Origin of the sequence: Curtobacterium sp. MCBD17_034 (genome assembly GCF_003234515.1) — a bacterium.
In the GTDB taxonomy this organism is placed as follows: domain Bacteria; phylum Actinomycetota; class Actinomycetes; order Actinomycetales; family Microbacteriaceae; genus Curtobacterium.
In genome coordinates this window covers 532,318-550,470 of the sequence record NZ_QKTN01000002.1, presented here as the reverse complement: position 1 = coordinate 550,470, position 18,153 = coordinate 532,318, and the positions used below count along the sequence as shown (strand labels likewise).

General features: G+C 70.6%; 23 protein-coding genes. 13 read left to right on the top strand and 10 right to left on the bottom strand.

Annotated elements, in window-relative coordinates; translation table 11 throughout:
* Positions 1-223: 223 nt before the first annotated feature.
* Positions 224-613, bottom strand: a complete 390-nt coding sequence (locus tag DEI92_RS06265) for a TM2 domain-containing protein (protein ID WP_111012767.1) — start codon at positions 611-613, stop codon at positions 224-226.
* A gap of 193 nt (positions 614-806) precedes the next feature.
* Between DEI92_RS06265 and rlmN the strand changes: the two genes are divergently transcribed.
* Entirely contained in the window at positions 807-2,057 is a 1,251-nt protein-coding gene (gene rlmN / locus DEI92_RS06260) for a 23S rRNA (adenine(2503)-C(2))-methyltransferase RlmN (RefSeq protein ID WP_111012766.1), read from the top strand.
* Positions 2,058-2,247: 190 nt separating this feature from the next.
* On the opposite strand, the gene DEI92_RS06255 is transcribed toward rlmN, so the two are convergent.
* Positions 2,248-2,826 carry a TetR/AcrR family transcriptional regulator gene (locus DEI92_RS06255; RefSeq protein ID WP_111012765.1) on the bottom strand — a complete coding sequence of 193 codons (579 nt, stop codon included), beginning with the start codon at positions 2,824-2,826 and terminating at the stop codon, positions 2,248-2,250.
* Between the two features lie 97 nt (positions 2,827-2,923).
* Here DEI92_RS06255 and DEI92_RS06250 point away from each other — a divergent pair, with 97 nt between their 5' ends.
* The 4 genes from DEI92_RS06250 to solA all read left to right on the top strand — a co-directional run bounded on the left by DEI92_RS06250 (position 2,924) and on the right by solA (position 7,141).
* Positions 2,924-3,805: an NAD-dependent epimerase/dehydratase family protein gene (locus DEI92_RS06250; protein ID WP_111012764.1), complete on the top strand. Its 882-nt coding sequence runs from the start codon at positions 2,924-2,926 to the stop codon at positions 3,803-3,805.
* Positions 3,806-4,060: 255 nt separating this feature from the next.
* On the top strand, positions 4,061-5,041 hold the full coding sequence (locus DEI92_RS06245; protein WP_111008473.1) for a sugar phosphate isomerase/epimerase: 981 nt from the start codon (positions 4,061-4,063) through the stop codon (positions 5,039-5,041).
* A complete protein-coding gene (locus DEI92_RS06240) occupies positions 5,038-5,991 on the top strand; it encodes a 3-hydroxyacyl-CoA dehydrogenase family protein (protein WP_111012763.1) in 954 nt (317 codons plus the stop codon). The genes DEI92_RS06245 and DEI92_RS06240 overlap by 4 nt, the downstream gene beginning before the upstream one ends.
* Positions 5,992-6,001: 10 nt before the next feature.
* A complete protein-coding gene (gene solA, locus DEI92_RS06235; RefSeq protein ID WP_111012762.1) occupies positions 6,002-7,141 on the top strand; it encodes an N-methyl-L-tryptophan oxidase in 1,140 nt (379 codons plus the stop codon).
* A gap of 23 nt (positions 7,142-7,164) precedes the next feature.
* Here the strand turns inward: solA and DEI92_RS06230 are convergent, their stop codons facing one another.
* A complete protein-coding gene (locus DEI92_RS06230) occupies positions 7,165-8,049 on the bottom strand; it encodes an oxidoreductase (RefSeq protein WP_258370091.1) in 885 nt (294 codons plus the stop codon).
* 66 nt (positions 8,050-8,115) lie between these two features.
* On the opposite strand from DEI92_RS06230, the gene DEI92_RS06225 reads away from it, so the two are divergent.
* The 3 genes from DEI92_RS06225 (at position 8,116) to DEI92_RS16815 (ending at position 9,937) form a co-directional block, all read left to right on the top strand.
* The gene (locus tag DEI92_RS06225) at positions 8,116-8,736 is read left to right on the top strand and encodes an LppP/LprE family lipoprotein (protein WP_111012760.1); all 621 of its coding nucleotides are present in this window, start codon (positions 8,116-8,118) and stop codon (positions 8,734-8,736) included.
* Positions 8,733-9,419 carry a hypothetical protein gene (locus DEI92_RS16820; protein WP_258370090.1) on the top strand — a complete coding sequence of 229 codons (687 nt, stop codon included), beginning with the start codon at positions 8,733-8,735 and terminating at the stop codon, positions 9,417-9,419. Before DEI92_RS06225 ends, DEI92_RS16820 begins: the two co-directional genes overlap by 4 nt.
* Positions 9,420-9,511: 92 nt before the next feature.
* Positions 9,512-9,937, top strand: coding sequence for a RidA family protein (locus DEI92_RS16815; RefSeq protein ID WP_258370089.1), 426 nt, complete (start codon positions 9,512-9,514; stop codon positions 9,935-9,937).
* Between the two features lie 147 nt (positions 9,938-10,084).
* On the opposite strand, the gene DEI92_RS06215 is transcribed toward DEI92_RS16815, so the two are convergent.
* Positions 10,085-10,546 (bottom strand): ribose-5-phosphate isomerase, encoded by a 462-nt coding sequence (locus DEI92_RS06215; RefSeq protein WP_111012758.1) that lies wholly within the window; start codon positions 10,544-10,546, stop codon positions 10,085-10,087.
* The gene (locus tag DEI92_RS06210) at positions 10,543-12,339 is read right to left on the bottom strand and encodes a dihydroxyacetone kinase family protein (RefSeq protein ID WP_111012881.1); all 1,797 of its coding nucleotides are present in this window, start codon (positions 12,337-12,339) and stop codon (positions 10,543-10,545) included. The genes DEI92_RS06215 and DEI92_RS06210 overlap by 4 nt, the downstream gene beginning before the upstream one ends.
* A gap of 118 nt (positions 12,340-12,457) precedes the next feature.
* Between DEI92_RS06210 and DEI92_RS06205 the strand changes: the two genes are divergently transcribed.
* A complete protein-coding gene (locus DEI92_RS06205) occupies positions 12,458-12,841 on the top strand; it encodes a hypothetical protein (protein ID WP_111012757.1) in 384 nt (127 codons plus the stop codon).
* Between the two features lie 86 nt (positions 12,842-12,927).
* Complete coding sequence (locus DEI92_RS16300) at positions 12,928-13,425, top strand: hypothetical protein (RefSeq protein WP_146249113.1); 498 nt, start codon at positions 12,928-12,930, stop codon at positions 13,423-13,425.
* Between the two features lie 146 nt (positions 13,426-13,571).
* Here the strand turns inward: DEI92_RS16300 and DEI92_RS16295 are convergent, their stop codons facing one another.
* From DEI92_RS16295 to DEI92_RS06185, 5 genes are all read right to left on the bottom strand, one after another.
* Positions 13,572-14,165, bottom strand: coding sequence for a hypothetical protein (locus tag DEI92_RS16295; protein WP_146249112.1), 594 nt, complete (start codon positions 14,163-14,165; stop codon positions 13,572-13,574).
* A gap of 251 nt (positions 14,166-14,416) precedes the next feature.
* The gene (locus DEI92_RS06200) at positions 14,417-14,614 is read right to left on the bottom strand and encodes a hypothetical protein (RefSeq protein WP_146249111.1); all 198 of its coding nucleotides are present in this window, start codon (positions 14,612-14,614) and stop codon (positions 14,417-14,419) included.
* 125 nt (positions 14,615-14,739) lie between these two features.
* Positions 14,740-15,246, bottom strand: a complete 507-nt coding sequence (locus DEI92_RS06195) for a hypothetical protein (protein ID WP_146249110.1) — start codon at positions 15,244-15,246, stop codon at positions 14,740-14,742.
* 215 nt (positions 15,247-15,461) lie between these two features.
* A complete protein-coding gene (locus DEI92_RS06190) occupies positions 15,462-16,121 on the bottom strand; it encodes a hypothetical protein (protein ID WP_146249109.1) in 660 nt (219 codons plus the stop codon).
* A 160-nt stretch (positions 16,122-16,281) separates the two neighbouring features.
* Positions 16,282-17,049, bottom strand: coding sequence for an SDR family NAD(P)-dependent oxidoreductase (locus tag DEI92_RS06185; RefSeq protein ID WP_111012753.1), 768 nt, complete (start codon positions 17,047-17,049; stop codon positions 16,282-16,284).
* 152 nt (positions 17,050-17,201) lie between these two features.
* On the opposite strand from DEI92_RS06185, the gene DEI92_RS06180 reads away from it, so the two are divergent.
* The 3 genes from DEI92_RS06180 to DEI92_RS06170 all read left to right on the top strand — a co-directional run bounded on the left by DEI92_RS06180 (position 17,202) and on the right by DEI92_RS06170 (position 18,119).
* Positions 17,202-17,393, top strand: coding sequence for a hypothetical protein (locus DEI92_RS06180; protein ID WP_111012752.1), 192 nt, complete (start codon positions 17,202-17,204; stop codon positions 17,391-17,393).
* A complete protein-coding gene (locus DEI92_RS06175) occupies positions 17,390-17,743 on the top strand; it encodes a hypothetical protein (protein ID WP_111012751.1) in 354 nt (117 codons plus the stop codon). The genes DEI92_RS06180 and DEI92_RS06175 overlap by 4 nt, the downstream gene beginning before the upstream one ends.
* Positions 17,744-17,846: 103 nt before the next feature.
* A complete protein-coding gene (locus DEI92_RS06170; protein WP_111012750.1) occupies positions 17,847-18,119 on the top strand; it encodes a hypothetical protein in 273 nt (90 codons plus the stop codon).
* Positions 18,120-18,153 lie beyond the last annotated feature (34 nt).

Genomic DNA, 18,153 nt, shown 5'->3' with positions numbered 1-18,153 from the left:
CGCGGTCGGACGACGACGGCGGCGTCGTCCTATCTGCACGCCTCATGCGCATGCGCATACGACGACGTTCCCGCGGTCGTTCGACCGCGGGAACGTCGTCGTGACGGGAGGCCCGACGTGAATCGGCCCGCTCGGCGCGTATCTCCTGCCGAACCGGGCCTGTACGGCCTCCGCCTCACCCGTGTTCGAGCAGAGCGCGTCTTCTACCCCGCCATCGACTGGGTCAGAGTCCCAGCTGTCGCCGTTTCGCGTTCGCCTGCAGGGTCTGACCGTTCAGCGTGAAGATGTCGACGAGCGTGCCGATCCCGAGGAACCCGAGGGTGAAGATGTACGCGATGCCGAGACCGACGCGGCCGAGGTAGAACTTGTGCACACCGATCGCCCCGAAGAAGATCAGCAGGATGTAGGCGATGTGCACCTGCTTGTCGTACGGGTGGAAGTACGCGGGGGAGGGCGGGTAGGGCATGGCCTGGGTCTGCATCAGCGGGTCGACGGAGGCCGAGGTGTACGAGGCAACCTCGTTCCCGGGCTCTGTCACCACGGTCTCCGGCGTCGCGGTCACGCCTGCCTCGGATTCCTCGAATCGGCGATCGTCGTACTGCGAATTCGTCATGATGTTCCCCTCAGGCGTCGTGCCGCGGTGGACCGCGTTGGCCAGAGCTTCCCATAGTTGAGGAAGGCCCAGACACCGCCCGTTCGGGTGACGCTTCACATCGCGGGAACGAGATCGGATTCGCCGCTGTCGTTCAACAATGGTCGGGTCGAAAAGGGTCGGTTTCGACACCAAGACGGGCTAGAATCGCCCGATGCCCTCCGACCTCCGCACCCCCGGCCTCCGCCCCGCGACCGTGAGCACGGAGGCCGCCCGCCCCCAGGTCCGTCCGACGACCGAGGGCTGGAAGCAGCAGCTCGACCAGACCGGTCGCCCGCTGCTGCAGTTCGCGTCGCCGAAGCGCGGCAAGCCGCCGGTGCACCTCGCGGACCTGACGGCCGAGGAGCGCATCGCCCGCGTCAAGGAGCTCGGCCTGCCGGGCTTCCGGGCGAAGCAGCTCATGACGCACTACTTCACGCACTACACCTCGGACCCGGCGGCGATGACGGACCTGCCCGCCGCCGGACGCGAGGAGCTCGTCGCCGGACTGCTGCCGCCCCTCCTGACCGAGGCCCGGCGTCTGACGACCGACAAGGGCGACACGATCAAGTTCCTGTGGAAGCTGCACGACGGCGCGCTCGTCGAGTCGGTGCTCATGCGGTACCCGGGCCGGATCACGCTGTGCGTGTCGTCGCAGGCCGGGTGCGGGATGAACTGCCCGTTCTGCGCCACCGGGCAGAACGGCTTGACACGCAACATGTCGACCGCCGAGATCGTCGAGCAGATCGTCCGGGCGAACGGGGCGCTGGCGGCGGGGGAGCTCGCGGGTGCCCCGACCCGTGGCGGCCAGGACCGAACCGACCCCGAGCGCGTCACGAACATCGTGTTCATGGGCATGGGGGAGCCGCTCGCGAACTACAAGCGCGTGATGGACGCCGTGCGCATCATGGTCGCACCGCAGCCGAACGGCCTCGGCATGAGCGCCCGGCACATCACCGTGTCGACGGTCGGACTCGTGCCCGCGATCGACAAGCTCGCCGACGAGGGCATCCCCCTCACGTTCGCGCTCTCCCTGCACGCGCCCGACGACGAGCTCCGCGACGAGATGATCCCGGTCAACTCCCGCTGGAAGGTCGACGAGGCCATCGACGCTGCGTACCGCTACTTCCAGAAGACGGGCCGTCGGGTGTCGATCGAGTACGCGCTCATCAAGGACATGAACGACCACGCCTGGCGCGCCGACCTGCTCGCGCACAAGCTCAACCAGCGCGGCCACGGCTGGGTCCACGTCAACCCGATCCCGCTCAACCCGACGCCCGGCTCCGTGTGGACGGCGTCGGAGCGCGACGTGACGGACGAGTTCGTGCGGCGCCTCAACGACGCCGGCATCCCGACGACGCTCCGCGACACCCGCGGCAAGGAGATCGACGGCGCCTGCGGGCAGCTCGCCGCCGCCGACGCGTAGGACGACCGCCCGCCGGCGGCGACCGCCCACCGGCCGGGAGGCGCGGTGCGGGCTGGTGCCGTCCCTCCCGTCCGACGTCCGGTGCGGGGTGCGCTCGCCGACGACAACGGGACATGCGCCCGCATGCGCACTCGTCGTCGGCGTGCGCACGTGCGGCGCGCGCACTCGCGCCGGGGCTCCGGCCGCAGCGTCAGCCGAGTGACGCCGTCGCGGCCCGGAGGTCCTCGAGCGCGGCGAGCGCGTGCGGCGCGAGCCCGGCATCGTCGTCGCGCGGACCCTCGACCCAGCGGCTGTAGCCCTGCTTGAACGCGAGCAGACCCATCTCGGCCGCGAGGTGCGCGGTGGCGGCCGGGACACCGCGGGCGACGAGCGCGTCCGTCATGGCGACGGCGAGCCCGACGCTCTTCAGCGCGTCCCGTCCCTGCAGCTCGGCGCTCGCGGCGACGGCGGCCCGGAGCCGAGGCCCGATGTCGCGGTTCATCGGCCCCATCTCGTCCGAGGCGCGTGCGAGCCCGGCTGCGACGGCCTCGAGCGGGGACGCGTCCGCGGGCGCGGCGGCGATGCCCTCGGCGAGCAGGGTGCTCAGGGTCTCCTGCCCGGCGACGAGGAGTTCGCGCTTGTCCGGGAAGTACCGGAAGAAGGTGCTCTTGGTGACGCCGGCACGTTCGGCGATCTGCGCGACCGTCGTCTCGTCGTAGCCCTGCTCGGTGAACAGGTCGACGGCCGCGAGGACGAGTCGGTCCCGCGCTCCCGGTTCCCATCGCGCCATGCCATTCATCCTACGACTCCGAGCCCGTGATGGGACAGGTGTCCCATCACGGTGCTACGGTGATGGGACAACAGTCTCATCACCCGGAGGAGTCCCCATGCACGTCTTCGTCACCGGCGGCACCGGCACGATCGGCACGCCCGTCGTCGCCGAGCTGCTCGCCAACGGCCACACCGTCCTCGCCCTCGCTCGCTCCGAGGCCTCCGCTGCCACGCTCGAGCAGGCCGGCGCCAGCACGATCCGGGGGAGCATCGGCGACCTCGACGTCCTCCGGACCGCGGCCGGGCAGGTCGATGGCGTGATCAGCCTGGCGTTCAGCCGCGACTACGGGTCGACCGAGTCGCTGCAGCAGGGCATGGCCGAGGAGACCGCGGCGATGACCACGCTGGCCGACGCGCTCGTGGGCAGCGACCGTCCGCTCGTCGTCGTCTCCGGGACGCCGTGGGCGGAGGGCCGTCCGTCCACCGAGGAGGACCCGCTGCCGACCGACGGACCCGTCGGCGGGCGCGGCATCACCGTGAACGCGATCCTCGGGTACGCCGACCGGGGTGTGCGGTCCTCGGCGATCCGCCTGCCCCGCACGGTGCACGCGAACGGGACGGGCGGGTTCGCCGGCCTCCTCACCGAGAACGCCAGGAGGACCGGCGTCGCGGGTTACCCGGGTGACGGCAGCCAGCGCTGGCCCGCCGTGCACGCCGCCGACGCCGCGGTGCTCTTCCGGCTGGCGCTCGAGTCCGCCCCGGCGGGGTCCGCGTGGCACGCCGTCGCCGACGAGGGTGACGCCGTGATCGACCTCGTCCGGGTGATCGGTCGGCGCCTCGGCCTGCCGGTCGAGCAGGTGCCCGACGAGACGTTCGGCCCGTTCGGACCGATCTTCGCGACGGACCAGCCGGCCTCGAGCGCGATCACCCGCAGGGCGCTCGGCTGGACCCCGACGCACCCGAGCGTGCTCGAGGACCTCGAGCTCGTGCAGCCCTGACCCCCTGGCGGCCGGGAGGGACGGGGCGGGCTGGCACCGTCCCTCCCGGCCGACCCGCCGCGGCCCCTGCACGTGCGCGCGCCGACGACAACTGCGCTGTCGCTGGCGCGCGCACTCGTCGTCGGCGCGCACCATCGCGCGTCGACGACGACCGCGCGCACTCGACCGAGACGCCCGGGTCCGGACGCCCGCGGTCACCACCGGAGTAACGTAGGCACCGGTGTCGCCCGTGACGCCGACGTGCGAGGAGGCACCGTGGCCCGAGGACCAGACCGACCCGGAACCGAGCAGGACTGGGACCCCGCCACCTGGACCGCCGACACCTGGCCGATCGCCGTGTGTCTGCACGGGTTCCCACCGGTCGGCCGCGACGGCACCACGCTGCACGACGCCCCGATCGCGGTGTGGGACGACATCTTCGCCCAGATCGAGCGGGTGGGCTTCACGCTCGCCGAGATGGCCGACGACCGGATCCGCCCCGCCGACTACGACCCCGGCAAGCGTGACGAGCTCCTCGCCACCGCCAGGGAGCACGGCATCGGGATCCCCAGCGTGCACCTGCAGCGCCGGAGCGTCATCATGCCCGGGCACGAGGAGGAGAACCTCGCGTACGCGCACCGCACGATCGACGCCGCCGCCGCGTGGGGCATGCAGGTGTTCTCGACGGGGCTCCACCAGCCGTTCAGCGAGGCCCAGCGCAAGGCCCTGTGGTTCTGGACCGCGCCCGGGCCGAAGGACCCCGACGACCCGGAGGTCTGGGACCGCGCCGTCCGGTCGATCCGTGAGCTCGGCAAGCACGCCGCCGACGTCGGGCTGCCCCTCGCGCTCGAGATGTACGAGGACACGTACCTCGGCACGGCCGAGAGCGCCGTCCGGTTCGTGGAGGCGGTGGGCCTCGACAACGTCGGCCTCAACCCCGACGTCGCGAACCTGATCCGTCTGCACCGTCCCGTCGAGGACTGGCGCGAGGTGTTCTCCGCGACCCTGCCGTACGCGAACTACCTGCACGTCAAGAACTACACACGCGACGAGGCCGGCGACGGCTCCTGGGCGACGAGCGTCCCCTCGACGATGGAGACCGGCATCATCAACTACCGGCAGGTCCTGCGCGAGGCCGTGGACGTCGGGTTCCGCGGCATCATCATGACCGAGCAGTACGGCGGGGACAGCCTCGGCGTCTGCGCCACGAACCAGCGGTACATCCGCACCCTGCTGCCCCAGGAGGTCGCACGATGAGTCAGATCAGAGCCGCCGTCGTCGGATCCGGGTACATGGGTGGCGGGATCGCGCAGATGCTCGCGCTGTCCGGGGCCGAGGTCGCCCTCGCCGACGTCTCCGCCGAGATCGCCGCGAGCAACCACACGCGGCTGCTCGACGAGGCTCGGCAGTTCGTCGCCGACGGGCTGTTCCCCGCCGACGCCGTCGAGCGCATCGCCGCGCTCGTCCACCCCGCCGAGTCCGTCGAGGCCGCGGTCGCCGACGCCGAGTTCATCGAGGAGGCCGTGCCCGAGAAGATCGAGATCAAGCACGCCACCCTCGCCCGGATCAGCGCAGCCGCGGGCCGGGAGGCGGTGATCGGCTCGAACACGTCGACCATCCGCATCAGCGCACTCGCCGAGGCCGTCGAGGGGCCCGAACGGTTCCTCGGCGTGCACTTCTCGAACCCCGCGCCGTTCATCCCCGGCGTCGAGATCATCCCGCACGAGACCACCACCGAGTCCGCGATCACGACCGCCGAGACGATCGTCCGCGCGACCGGCAAGCAGACCGCGCGGGTCAAGGACAGCGTCGGCTTCGTCCTCAACCGCCTGCAGTACGCGCTGTTCTCCGAGGCCGCGGACATCGCCGCCGAGGGCATCGCGAGCCCCGAGGACATCGACACCATCGTCCGGACCACGTTCGGCTTCCGGCTGCCCGTGTTCGGCCCGTTCGCGATCGCCGACATGGCGGGCTTGGACGTGTACGCGTTCTGCTACGCGTCCCTCCAGACCCGGTGGCCGGAGCGGTTCGCGACCCCGGAGTCGCTCGCCGCGCTCGTGGCCGAGGGCAAGTTCGGCACGAAGTCGGGCGCGGGGTACCTCGACGTCCCGGCCGACCGGACGCCGGAACTCGTCGCGTACCGGAACCGGGCGTACGTGGCGTTGCAGAAGCTGCTCGACGAGCTCGGCCCCGCACCGATCGACTGACCGGACCGCGATGGAGGAGTTCGACGTCGCCGTCGTGGGCGCCGGGGCGCTGGGCAGCGCCGCTGCCCACCACCTGGCACTCCGGGGTGCGACGGTGGTCCTGTTCGAACAGTTCGAGTTCGGTCACGTGCGCGGTGCCTCCCACGACACATCGAGGATCCTCCGCACCTCGTACGGTGACGAGGCCTACGTCCGGCTCGCGAAGTCGGCGTACCGGGACTGGGCCGAGCTGGAACGCGTCAGCGGCGAACGCCTCGTGACCACCACCGGCGGCGTCGTGTTCGTGCCACCGGGCAGTCCGTACCCCGTGTCCACCTTCACCGCGGCACTCACGGCGCAGGACCTGCCGTTCGAGGTCCTCGACCGCGACGCGGTGCGCGCTCGTTGGCCGCAGTTCGCCCTGCCCCCGGGGGTGGAGACCGTGTTCACGCCCGACACCGGGATCGTCCCCGCGTCCCGCACCGTCGCGACGCTCCAGATGCAGGCCCGGTCGCAGGGTGCGGTGCTCCGCGACCGGACACGGGTCGAGGAGCTCCGGCCGCAGCCCGACGGTGTCGTCGTCGTGACGACCGTCGGGACGGTTCGTGCGCGGAAGGTCGTCGTCGCCGCCGACGCGTGGACGAACGCGCTCATCGCGCCCCTCGGTGTCGAGGTCCCGCTCGTGACGATGCAGGAGCAGGTCACGTACTTCGGGCCGGACCGCCCCGAGGACTTCGGCGACGACCGGCTCCCCGTGTGGATCTGGGAAGACGAGCCCTGCTACTACGGGTTCCCGACCTACGGGGAGCCGACCGTCAAGGCGGGCCGAGACGCCTCCGACAACCGCATGACGCCCGACGAGCGGACCTTCCGGCACTCCGAGGAGCTCCTGGACCAGCTGCGGACCTTCATGCGCGGGTTCCTGCCCGCCAGCGGCGGGGACGTCCGGACCATCACCTGCCAGTACACGCTGACCCCCGGCCGCCGGTTCGTGCTCGACGCGCTGCCGGGGCACCCGGACGTGCTCGTCGCCCTCGGGGCCGCCCACGCGTTCAAGTTCACGCCGACGATCGGGCGGATCCTGGCGGAGCTCGCCCTCGATGGTCGGACCGATGACGACATCAGCGCCTTCCGGCTCCGGGATGTCCTGGCCCCCGTGCCGACCGCCTGACCGTCCGCGGCGGGCCTCCCGGCTCAGCCGGGCCCGTCGCTCGCGGCGGCGAGCAGCGGCACGACCACGTCGCTGACCGGGGTGGGGATGCCGTGCATGCGGCCGAGCCGTGCCACGACCTCGTTCCGGACCCGCCACTCGAGCGGGCGGTCCGCGGCGCGGTCGGTGAGGATCGAGGTCCCGAGGTCCGCCGGCTGTGCGCGGAGGCCGTCGAGGACCTCATGCGGGACGTCGTCGCCGAGGCGGGCGCCCGCTGCCCGCGCCACGGCGAGGCACTCGGCGAGGTAGTCGAGCGTCAGCCGGGCGACGTCCTCACGTCGGAACATCCCGGATCGCCGTCCGCTCAGCGCCATGAGCCCGGCGGCGGCGTTGTGGAGGAGCTTGCGCCACGCGACGGTCACGAAGTCCTCGGTGACGTCGACCGCGCACCGGGTGCTCTTGAGGACATCGACCACCGACTGCGCCGCCGGCACGTCGGGGAGCGTGAGGCGCGGCGGTCGCCGCAGCGCCACCGTGCCGTCCGGCTCGGCCTGGGCGGGGAACCACACGACGGCCGGGAGGACCGTGCCCGGGACCCACGGACCGACGGTCGCCTCCTGCTCCACCCCGTTCTGCAGCACGCACACGACCGTGTCGGCGTGACACAGTGCGGCGAGCCAGGGCCCGGCGGCCTCGATCTGGGTGGCCTTGACGGCGAGGAACACGACGTCGACGGGTCCGGACATCGTCGTCGGATCGGTGTGCACCGGCCCGGGGACGACGACGACCGCGCCGTCCGGGGTCCGGAGCCGGAGGTGCTCCCGCGGCGTCCGGCCGGCGAGCAGCGGGGTCCGACCGGCCTCGTGGAGCGCTGCTGCCACCGTCGTGCCGATCGCACCAGGGCCGACGATCGCGATGCTCGGGTCCATGGACTCCATCCTGGCGCTTCGGCGCACGGTCAGGACGCGCTCGGCGAGCGGGGCCAATGTGGAGGCATGCTCACTCGACGTACATCCGGTCTGGTCCTCGTCAGCGCGGCGCTGACCGTGGCGTTGGCCGGTTGCTCGGGCGGGACAGCGTCGCCGCACCCGAGCAGCACGGCCCGGACGGCCACCCACAGCTCCCCGGCGCCGACCGCCGCTCCGGCATCGCTTAGCGCCACCAGCACCCCGAGCACGACGAGCACCCCGAGCGCGACGGGCACGTGTGGACCCGCCACCGGGCAGGCCGCCGCCGCGAAGGGGATCGCCGCGCTGCCGCTGCCGGCCGGGCTGTCGAGCGCGACGTGGGACGCCGCGGGCGCAGACTACACCGGCTACGACCCCTGTGCGCCGCTGTCCTGGTCGGTCGTGACGGTCGCCGGCTCCACGGCGAGCTCCCCGTACGCGATCCTGCTGTTCCACGACGGCACCTACCTCGGTACGGGGACGAAGGAGCAGTACGCGTTCCAGCCAACGGTCCGGAGGACCTCGTCGACGAGCATCGCCGTGACGTACCCGTACACGCAGGGCGACGACTCCGACGCGAATCCGACCGGCCGCGCGAACGCCACGTACACCTGGGACGCCGGTGCCGGGAAGGTCACGATGGCCGGCAGCACCCCTCCGGTGCCGTGAGCGAGCAGCCCGTGTCCGACATGCCGGTGAGCGAGCACCGCGCGACGTCGACGTCGCTCGGTGCGACCGTTCGGCGGCATCCGTCGATCATCGTGTTGGGTGTGCTCGCCGTCGTGTTCGCGGTCCTGACGGTCGTGTTGCTCGTCCGCATCCACGGCGTCCCCCCGCACCTGTTCCGATTCGTCCTGCGCATGGGCGGTTTCGCCACCATCGTGTGCGCCGCCGCTGGCCCGTTGCGTCTGATGCGACTCCGCCGGAGGGACGAGCGCGGGGCGCTGAGTGCCCGGCATCCGGGGATCGCGTTCGTCACCGCGCAGGCGACCTCGACGACGAGGGACGACCTGGCCATGTGGGACCCGGGGCTCCCCGTCACCTTCCCGTGCCAGCTCGCGTTCACTCCGGAGGGCATCGCGATCTGGGACACCGAGACCGACACGGAGGGCCCTCGGATCGCGAAGCGGGCCGAGGTGCTGTCGATCGAGCCGTTCCACACCCCGGACCACTCGTGGGAACAGTCCGAGCAGGGATGGGGCGTCGTGCTGCACCTCGCCCCACGCGACGGCGTGAGCACCAGCCGGTACACGGGCGTCGTGCACCTGCGGGTCGAGGACGCGCAGACGGAGCGCGACGAGTACGCGGCCAGGCAGTCGATCGCGGTGATGGAGCGGGCGCTCGGCCGTTGACTACTCGGCGGCCCACGCCTCGTCCTGTGCAGGTGATCGAGCGGAAGGCCCGGTGCCGGACCACGCTGACGAGGAGCGAGGAGGATGGTCGCGTGAGCGAGACGACCGATCCGAAGACCGTGACGCTCATCCGGTCCGCGAGCCTCGCGCAGGGTGTCGACTACGCCTACGCCGCGACCGCTCCCGCCGACGCGCGGCTGGTGTTCCTGGCGGGGGCCTGTCCCCTCGACGAGACCGGCGCGACCGTCGCGCTCGGGGACCACGCCGGACAGGCTGCCAAGTGCGTCGAGAACATGGTGACGGCGCTTCGCGCGGCAGGCGCCGGCATCGAGGACGTCATCAGCACGCGGGTCCTCGTCGCGTCGTCGCGGCAGGCGGACCTCATCGCCGCCTGGGACGTCGTGCGTGCCGCGTTCGGTGCTCACGACGTCCCGAGCACCCTGCTCGGCGTCACCGTGCTCGGGTACGACGGGCAGCTCGTCGAGATCGAGGCGGTCGCCGCGGTCCTCGATAGGTGACGTCCACGCGGCCGTTGCGCTCCGGTTCGATGGGCTGGGAGGCCCGGCAAGACCCCGCCCCGAGGCTGCGACGAGGACGACGCCGCCCGTGAGCGCGACCCGAGTGCCGGGGAGTCTCGCTTCAGGCCGACCGCGACGCAGTTCCGCTCAGTGCGCCGCTTTGTACGCCCGGATCTCCTCGACCTTGTCGTTCGACGCGCTCGAGCTGTCGAACTCGTACGTCAGCCACTCCCGCACGTTGCGGCGGGCGAGCTCGAGGCCGATGACGCGCTGCCCCATGCAGAGCACCTGGGCGTCGTTCGACAGGATCGAGCGCTCCACCGAGTAGGAGTCGTGAGCGGTCACGGCTCGGATGCCCGGGACCTTGTTCGCCGAGATCGCGACGCCGAGGCCGGTGCCGCAGAGCAGGATCGCCCGGTCGGCGTCCCCGCGGGCGACGATCTCTGCCGCGGCGGTCGCCACGGTCGGGTAGTTCGTGTGCCCGTCGGCGTCCACACCGACGTCGACCACCGAGGCCACGAGGTCGCTCGACTCGAGGTCCTTGCGGATCGCTTCCTTGTAGTCGTACCCGGCGTCGTCCGAGCCGATCACCAATCGCCACTGGGTCATCGCGTGGCTCCTTCCTCGCGACGGTCTGTCGCTCCGGGGTCCCGGTGTACTCCGTCGTCGTCCGTGCCATCTGCGAGTGCGTCGCCAACGGCGCCGACGATCGCCGCGAACGACACCGCGCCGGGGTCGGGGGAGCCGACCGCCTTGTCGCCGTGCGTCTTCGCCCGCCCGAGGTGCGGCACGAGGTCCGCGGTCGACGCCGCGCCCTCCTCGGCGGCGGAGGCTGCGGCAGCCCACGCGGTCGCCAGGTCGTCGCCCGCCTCGACCCGCGCGGTGAGCGTGTCGGCGAACGGCACGAGCGCGTCCACCATCGTCTTGTCACCGACGGCAGCGCCGCCCACCGACTGCACGGCCTCCCGGCCCTGGCCGACACCGGTCGCGACGGCGGTGGCGGTCGGCTGCGTCTCGTCGTCGAGCTCGCTCGCGAGGGTCCGCAGCAGCACGCCCCACAGCGCGCCCGAGGTGCCGCCCGCGCGGTCGGCCCAGCCGGCACTCGCCCGGTGGAGGACCGTGGCGGCGCCGCCCTGGGCCTCCAGAGCGGCAGTCGCGGCGTCGAGTGCCGCGCTCGCACCGCGCTGCATGCCGATGCCGTGGTCGCCGTCGCCGGCGATCGAGTCGAGACGCCCCCAGTCGGCGACGTGGTCCTCCACGGTCGTCGCGACCGTGCGGAGCAGGTCGACGATGTGTGCCGCGGACTCGCGGGACTCCGCACTGGAGGGCCGGATCGCGTCCTCCGTGTCGGCCTCGGCAGCCGTCGGTCCGGCGCTCACGAGGTCCTGCTGGACGCTGCCCCGACGGAACGCCGGGGTGTCGGCGGGCGCGGTCCAGAGCCGCTCGAGCTCGTCGTCGAGCCAGAGCAGGGTCAGGGACGCGCCGGCCATGTCGAAGCTCGTGCAGAACTCGCCCACCTGCGGGTCGACCACGGTGAGCCCGCGGTCCTGCAGCAGCCCCGCGATCGAGCGGTAGACGACGAACAGCTCCTCGACCTTGACCGACCCGAGCCCGTTGAGGATCGGGACCACCCGCGCGCCGTCGAGGTCGACGCCCTCGGGGATCTCCGCCTCGGCGAGGAGCCGCTCGACGAACAGCTCGGCCAGCCCCTCGGCGCTGGGGATGTCGGTCTCGTCGATGCCCGGCTCGCCGTGGATGCCGAGCCCGATCGCCATGCGGCCCTCCGGGACGTCGAACAGGGGTTCGTCGGCGCCGGGCAATGTGCAGCCGCTGAACGCAACGCCCATCGACCGCGTCCGCTGGTTCGCCAGCACCGCCACGCGCTCGACGTCGTCGAGGTCCATGCCCTCGGCAGCGGCGGCCCCGGCCACCTTGAACACCGTGAGGTCGCCCGCGATGCCGCGACGCTTGCCGCGCTCGTCGCTCGACGCGCTGAAGATGTCGTCCGTCACGAGGACCGTGCGGCAGTCGACGCCGTCCGCCCGGACCGCGTCCTGCGCTGCCGTGAAGTTGAGGACGTCGCCGGCGTAGTTGCCGTAGCTGAGCAGGGCGCCCCGGCCCTGCTCACTCGCGCGGATCACCGACTCGACCTGGATCGACGACGGCGACGCGAACAGGTTGCCCATCGCCGCACCGTGCGCGAGCCCCGGACCGACGAGACCGCCGAACGCCGGCCAGTGACCCGAACCGCCGCCGATGACCACGGCGACCTCGGGGTCCGGGCTCCTCGTGGACCGGGTGACACCGCCTCGGACCTGGCGGACTCGATCGCCGTTCGCGAGGACGAAGCCCTCGATCATCTCGTCGACGAACTGGTGCGGATCGTTCCAAAGCCTCGTCACGACGTTCCTCCGTTGGATCATCAGGGTCGGGAGCAGGCTACTGCGGGTCGGTGGGTGGGTGCGCGGTGTGCGGTGTGCGCGCGCGGTGCGCTATGCGGGCGTGGTGCGATGTGCGCGCGTGAACGACGAACTGCGCGGCTCGGCGACGGCGCACTTGTCGTCGAGGCGCGCAGTTCCGCACTGGCTGGGAGGCCAGCGTCAGCTCACCCGCACCCTCGCGCTGGTGATCCCGCTGCCGCTGACGGAGATCACACTGTTCATGCTGAGCGCGCCGGTGGCCAGGTCGAGGTTGGGCGATGCCCGCCAGTACGCCATAGCGCTCGTGCGTCCGGTGGTTGCGGCAGGCTCGCTCGTCGTCTCCGAGACCGCGACGACCTCGTTACGATCAACGTCGATCGTGAGCGACTTCGGCGACGTGCTCGGCGATGGTTGGCGCTTCGGCAGTGCGCGGGGAAGCCGTGTTCGCGGCGATCGGGAGCGCCGCAGCGCCGACCCCTCCTAGCGTCGCAATGACTCCCGCGGCGAGGGCGAGACGGAGAAGGTTCGGACGACGCATGGTGCTCCTGTCGGTGGTTAGTGGGTCAGCGGGTGGCCAGGATCGCACAGGTATTGCCGGTCATCGGCATCGGTGGTACACCAGATATCACCGTGCCGGTCGGCGACATGTCGGCTGTCTGTGCTTCCACGTGCGGCGCGTCCGCTCGTGGATGCTTGAGCGACTTCTCCACCGGCTTTGTGAGCGTTGCGCGGATACGGTCGACGGAGGTCCGACACGCTGCCGCCTCGCCTCGCCTCGCCTCGCCTCGCCTCGCCGTACCCGCGCCGCGCTATCCCGCGCCAGAACAGGAGCCCCATGGCCCCCGACGTCTTCTTCTTCATCGTCGCTGGTGTCGGAATCATGTGCGGTTCGTGCGTTGCCGTCTTCTCGAAGGGGTTCTCACGCGTCGGCAAGGCGACGCAGACCCGAACGTGTGGGCCGTGGCGGGCGTGAGGATCGCGCCGGGCTTCACGCGGTTGATCGGGATCGGCATGGTCGTGATCGGGGATATCGCCCTGGTGGTCGCGATCACCAACCTGCCGCACTGACAAGCCCTGAGAGGTGCGAAGCTCGAACGCCTATTCATCGAGGTTCAGTTGCTACCGGTCGATTGGCAGTCGGCAACGGGCCGGGATCAGAGCCGACATCGGGGGTCCAAGGGACTATCTGGAAAGGGGATCAGCTGGGCCGCAGATCAGTTTTCAGCCAGCCACGGGGCTGTGCGCTTTTCTGCTTGCATACGTAATGCGCGAGTTTCACCAGGAGTGTAGCCCACCTCGTACAGGTACTGGTGAATCGCCATACCGGCCCTTTGTATCTCTACGTGAGCCGGATGCGGGCCGGGAGCAGAGTCCGCCCGTTGAAGGTGTTCGCGTATCTGGTTGAGTAAACCGTCGGCAGCGGATCTATCGTGGAATCCGCGAACTTCGTAATCTAGTAGGGTGAGTTGTGATGTCTCCCAGTGTTGATCGATCACGCCGCGACTATCTGACTGTCGGAGCTTGAGTAGCTCGTTGCAGCGCTTTGCTAAATTCGCGCGCTCGCGCTCCAGTTCCCTTTTGAAGTTGTAATCGTCGCGCTGGTCCTCCTTTCTCCGCGCACTCTCTACCAGATTATTCGCTCGCTCGGCGAGCGCATTCGAGCGCTTCGCCACATTCTTGCTCTGCAATGCGATGATGGCGGCAATTAGCCCAACTAAGAAGGACCCTGCACCCGCAAAGAGGGGAAGCCCGATGTCTCGGAACCACGTGTACGACCACAGTTGAGGAATGTTAGAGACCAGAAGCATGGCCAGGATTGTGGCATATCTTGGGCCTGGCAGCCAGATGTTCCCTCGAGATCGTGCTTCGCTGGAGCTGGGTCGTCCAAATCCATCACCTCAGATGCCAGCTTTGTAATTACGAACGCTGGCACTGGCACTGGCACTGGCACTGGCACTGGCACTGGCACTTGCACTGGCATCGGCCTCGCGGTCATCGTCCTGGTCGCGATCGCCAATCTGCCTTACGGTCCCCCGCGGAGGGCCCGGCCCGGCGGTCCTCAGTCCTCAGCGTCTGCAGCAGACTCCGGCTCGACCTGCGTCTCTTCCATCCGGTTCCGGAGTTCGTCAGCCATGCTCGAGGCGCCTTCGCTCCCGTGGTCGTTGTCCACCTGCTCGATCAGGCCCGCCAGCTTCTCCTTGTTCGTCGCGTCGGTGGCGCCGTTCATGACGGGCTCGGTCTGCTCGTTGTCGCTCATGGCGCGCACGCTACGCGCGGTGCCTCCGTGTCGGGGTGCGTCGATCGCGCCGATTGCGCGCGTCCACGACAAGCGGTCGATCGGACGACCGCGCACTTGTCGTCGACGCGCGCTTCTCGCCAGCGTCAATCCGATGCGAGGGCGATCCGAAGGACCTCCACCGCGTCCGGGTCAACGCCAGCGCGCCGGCTCAGCGACGGATCCCGCTTGATGCGCGCTGCGGCCGCGAGCAATCGACGCCGCTCCGTGGCGGTCAGGTCGATCCCGAGCGCGTCACGACGCTCGACCAGTGCTGCAAGTGTGGCGATGTCCACGAGGTGACGGGAGTTGTCCTGTCCGGCGAGTGCGTCGGCCGCCGCGGCCTTGCTCACCAGTGCACCCTGCAGTGTCGGACGGAGCAGGCGCCCAACGCGTCCGTTCACGTCGACCTTGACCTCTGAGGCGCGATACAGCGCACCTTGCGTGCCGGGCGCCGCGATCGTCGTTCCTCCGCGGACGCCGCGCCGACTGTCAGCACGCTCGCCGAGGAATCGAGCCTGCAGGACATCGATCTGAGCGCCTTCTCGGACCCACCGATGTTGGTGCCCCTCGAACGAAGTCCCGTCTGGCTCGAATCCGAGGTCGGCGAGCACCCGCGTGAGATCCCAGAGGATCTGTGGATGCGCGCGGACGTCGAGCGCGACGTCGGCGTCCTGCGTCGGACGTGCGCTCGCAGAGCCCCGCTCCCAGCACAGCGACTGCACCATCTGGCCGCCGACGAGGATCCAGTCCCGCGGCAGTCGTTCGTACGCATCGAACAGCGCATGCCATGCAGCTGCCTGCGCGGTCGCGAGGGCCGGCGCAACGATCACTCGTTCGTCCCTCGAAGGAGCTGTGCCAGCCGAGCGCGCTCTCGTGGGCCGCCGTCCGTCGCGAGATCGAGGAGGAGCGTCGACAGCGGGAGCGTGGCGGGCGCGCGGTCTGCCTCGACGTGGAGAGCGACGTTCGGAGCCACTGATTCTCGGAGCAAGAACTCGCGCCGCAGGCTGTCCATGTCCTGCTCCGCCACATGGGCTTCGAGGAAGTCCGGGGCGCTGATCTCCGCACGTGGGTCGCTCACCCCGCCGAGGACGAGGCGATCGTCCAATCGAAGGTCGGCCATGTCGGCAGGTTGCACGAACAGCATCAGAGGTCGCTGCAGGATGCGAGGGCGGAACCATGTGGTGAAGACGTCGGCCGCGTGCTCGTCGTGGCGGAGGGCGTGGAGCCGCGCATCGAGGCGATGACGCTCGGTGGGACGCAGTGAGGCTCGCAGTGCGTCGCTCCCGTCGATCATGGACAGGAGCGCGGCGGCCATGCGTTGCGCCAGCGGACGACTCCGCTGAGGACGCAGCTGTTCGCCGTCGTCGATGAGCCAGACGCCGCTCGCCTTCCGGGCCGGCAGGAAACCCTGGCGCGCTGCCTTGCGGACGATCTGCTCAGAGAATCCGTACTGGTGCGCGTAGTCGGCGATGCTCACCTCGGCCATGCACACAAGTGTATCGGCGCTAGTCGACTAGTGTGAATCCGCCAGTGCAGGGAACCCGTGCCGTCGGCGGTGTCCGGCGGACCAGCGAGACGCGCACGAACGACGAGTGCGCGGCCAGGCGACGGCGCAGTTGTCGTCCGCGCACGCAGTTGCGGAAGCACTACGCCTGCGGCGGCTGCCCGTTGCTCGCGGTCGTCCCACCGTCCACGGGCAGGATCGCCCCGGTGATGAACGACGCCTCGTCGCTCGCCAGGAACAGGATCGCGGCGGCGACCTCCTCGGGCTGACCCCCGCGGCCCAGGGCGATCCGCTCGGCGAACGCCTGCTTGAGCTCCTCGTTCTCCGCCTGCTGCTGCGTCATGTCCGTCCAGATGAGCCCGGGCGCCACCGCGTTGACGCGCACCCCGTGCTCCCCGTTGTCGAGAGCAGCCGCCCGCGTGAAGTTGCTCACGCCGCCCTTCGCCGCGTTGTAGGGGCTCATGCGCCAGTCGCCGCTCATGCCCGACACGCTCGAGGTGTTCACGATCGACCCCTTCGTCTCGCGCAGGTGGGGGAGCGCCGCGCGCGTGCCGTAGAACACGGCGGACAGGTCGGTCTCGATGACGCGCCGCCACTCCTCCGGCTCGATCTCGGTGATGTCGCCCGAGGTGAACGTCCCCGCGTTGTTCACGAGCACGTCGAGGCGGCCGTAGGTGTCGACGGCGGTGCGCACCGCCTCCTCCATCGTCGCCGGTTGCGCGACGTCGCCGGTGATCGTGGTCACGGCACCATCCGGGAGGCTCGCAGCGGTCTCCGCGATCTTCTCGCCGACGGAGTCCACGGCCACCACGCGCGCACCCTCGCCGACGAACGCGCGCACCGTCGCCGCGCCGATCCCGGAGCCCGCTCCGGTGACGACGGCGACCTTGTTCTCGAATCGGTTGGGCATGGCGGTTCCTCTCATCGGCGGCGGGTGCGGTGCCTCCATTGACCCACCACCGCGATCGGCGGCACTCAGCCGGGAGGCGCGGCTGCAGCCCGTCGACACCGTGTTTGTGGACGCGGGTCCGGACCGTCGAGCGCCCGAATAGGATCCGGGGCGTGACGACATCGACGCCCCGCGAGCTCGCGGTGGAGCTCGGGTACCGGGACGAGACGCGACCCGGAGCGGTCGTTCGCAGGTACCTGCGACAGCGGTACCCGGAGCACCCGAAGCACGAGCGCTGGGTCCTCGACGACGAGCAGGCCGACGACGTGCGTGCTCACGTCCCACGTGCGGAGCCGCGCGGATGAGAGCGCCAGCGCTGTGCTCGAAGGTCGCGAAGTGGCGCCGTGACGACATCGTCGCGGCCGCGCGGGCCGAACACCGCCTCGGCGAGATCGTGCTCGAGTGCGAGGTCTGGATCGCCTTCGACACCCGCGAGGTGGCGTTCTCGCAGTCCGACGCCAAGGAGACCCACGGGGGCATCTTCACCGCCGATTACGTCCTCGCGAACTGGCTGCGGTTCCTCGAGGAGCCGGGCGGGCGGTGGATCATCCCGCACCTGCAGGCGATGACGCGGGGCGAGGACGTGCGGAGCGCCGTGCTCGCGGACTACGAGCGGCAGAACGGCGGCGGGGAGCCGGAGACCGTGCTCTGGTAGCACGTGTGGGCGGTTCACCCGCGAGTCAGCGTCCGTGGAACCCGTACCGTCTCCGCGTCGAAACTGATATTTGCGACGGTCGCTCGCGGTGAGGGGGAGTTCCATGGGGGACCTGCGGATCGACGTCAGCGCGATCGAGCACGTGGCTCGTTTGGCTCGGCAGGCGGCGGAGGACTTCCGCGACGAGGGTCCAGCGCTTCCCGGGGGTGCCTTCGGCGCCGCGGACGTCGAGGACGCTTTCGCTCGGACCGTCGCCGCGCACCGTGAGATGGTGCGCTGGCTCGAGACGAGTGCGACCTCGCTCGCGACCTTCGTCGGCGACACCCCGCAGTCGATGCTCGCTGCGGACGGCCACCTGGCGAAGGCGGCTCGATGACCGCCGACCCGCTCGCCGGCGATTCGAGCAGCAT

Bases quoted from the DNA above. Each gene is read 5' to 3' on its own strand.
- DEI92_RS06225 (WP_111012760.1), top strand. From the start codon at position 8,116: ATGCTCACTCGACGTACATCCGGTCTGGTCCTCGTCAGCGCGGCGCTG.
- DEI92_RS16295 (WP_146249112.1), bottom strand. From the start codon at position 14,165: ATGCTTCTGGTCTCTAACATTCCTCAACTGTGGTCGTACACGTGGTTC.
- DEI92_RS06230 (WP_258370091.1), bottom strand. From the start codon at position 8,049: ATGGACCCGAGCATCGCGATCGTCGGCCCTGGTGCGATCGGCACGACG.
- DEI92_RS06185 (WP_111012753.1), bottom strand. From the start codon at position 17,049: ATGCCCAACCGATTCGAGAACAAGGTCGCCGTCGTCACCGGAGCGGGC.
- DEI92_RS06215 (WP_111012758.1), bottom strand. From the start codon at position 10,546: ATGACCCAGTGGCGATTGGTGATCGGCTCGGACGACGCCGGGTACGAC.
- DEI92_RS06250 (WP_111012764.1), top strand. From the start codon at position 2,924: ATGCACGTCTTCGTCACCGGCGGCACCGGCACGATCGGCACGCCCGTC.
- DEI92_RS06175 (WP_111012751.1), top strand. From the start codon at position 17,390: ATGAGAGCGCCAGCGCTGTGCTCGAAGGTCGCGAAGTGGCGCCGTGAC.
- DEI92_RS06255 (WP_111012765.1), bottom strand. From the start codon at position 2,826: ATGGCGCGATGGGAACCGGGAGCGCGGGACCGACTCGTCCTCGCGGCC.
- DEI92_RS06190 (WP_146249109.1), bottom strand. From the start codon at position 16,121: ATGGCCGAGGTGAGCATCGCCGACTACGCGCACCAGTACGGATTCTCT.
- DEI92_RS06265 (WP_111012767.1), bottom strand. From the start codon at position 613: ATGACGAATTCGCAGTACGACGATCGCCGATTCGAGGAATCCGAGGCA.
- solA (WP_111012762.1), top strand. From the start codon at position 6,002: ATGGAGGAGTTCGACGTCGCCGTCGTGGGCGCCGGGGCGCTGGGCAGC.
- DEI92_RS06170 (WP_111012750.1), top strand. From the start codon at position 17,847: ATGGGGGACCTGCGGATCGACGTCAGCGCGATCGAGCACGTGGCTCGT.
- DEI92_RS06200 (WP_146249111.1), bottom strand. From the start codon at position 14,614: ATGAGCGACAACGAGCAGACCGAGCCCGTCATGAACGGCGCCACCGAC.
- DEI92_RS06240 (WP_111012763.1), top strand. From the start codon at position 5,038: ATGAGTCAGATCAGAGCCGCCGTCGTCGGATCCGGGTACATGGGTGGC.
- rlmN (WP_111012766.1), top strand. From the start codon at position 807: ATGCCCTCCGACCTCCGCACCCCCGGCCTCCGCCCCGCGACCGTGAGC.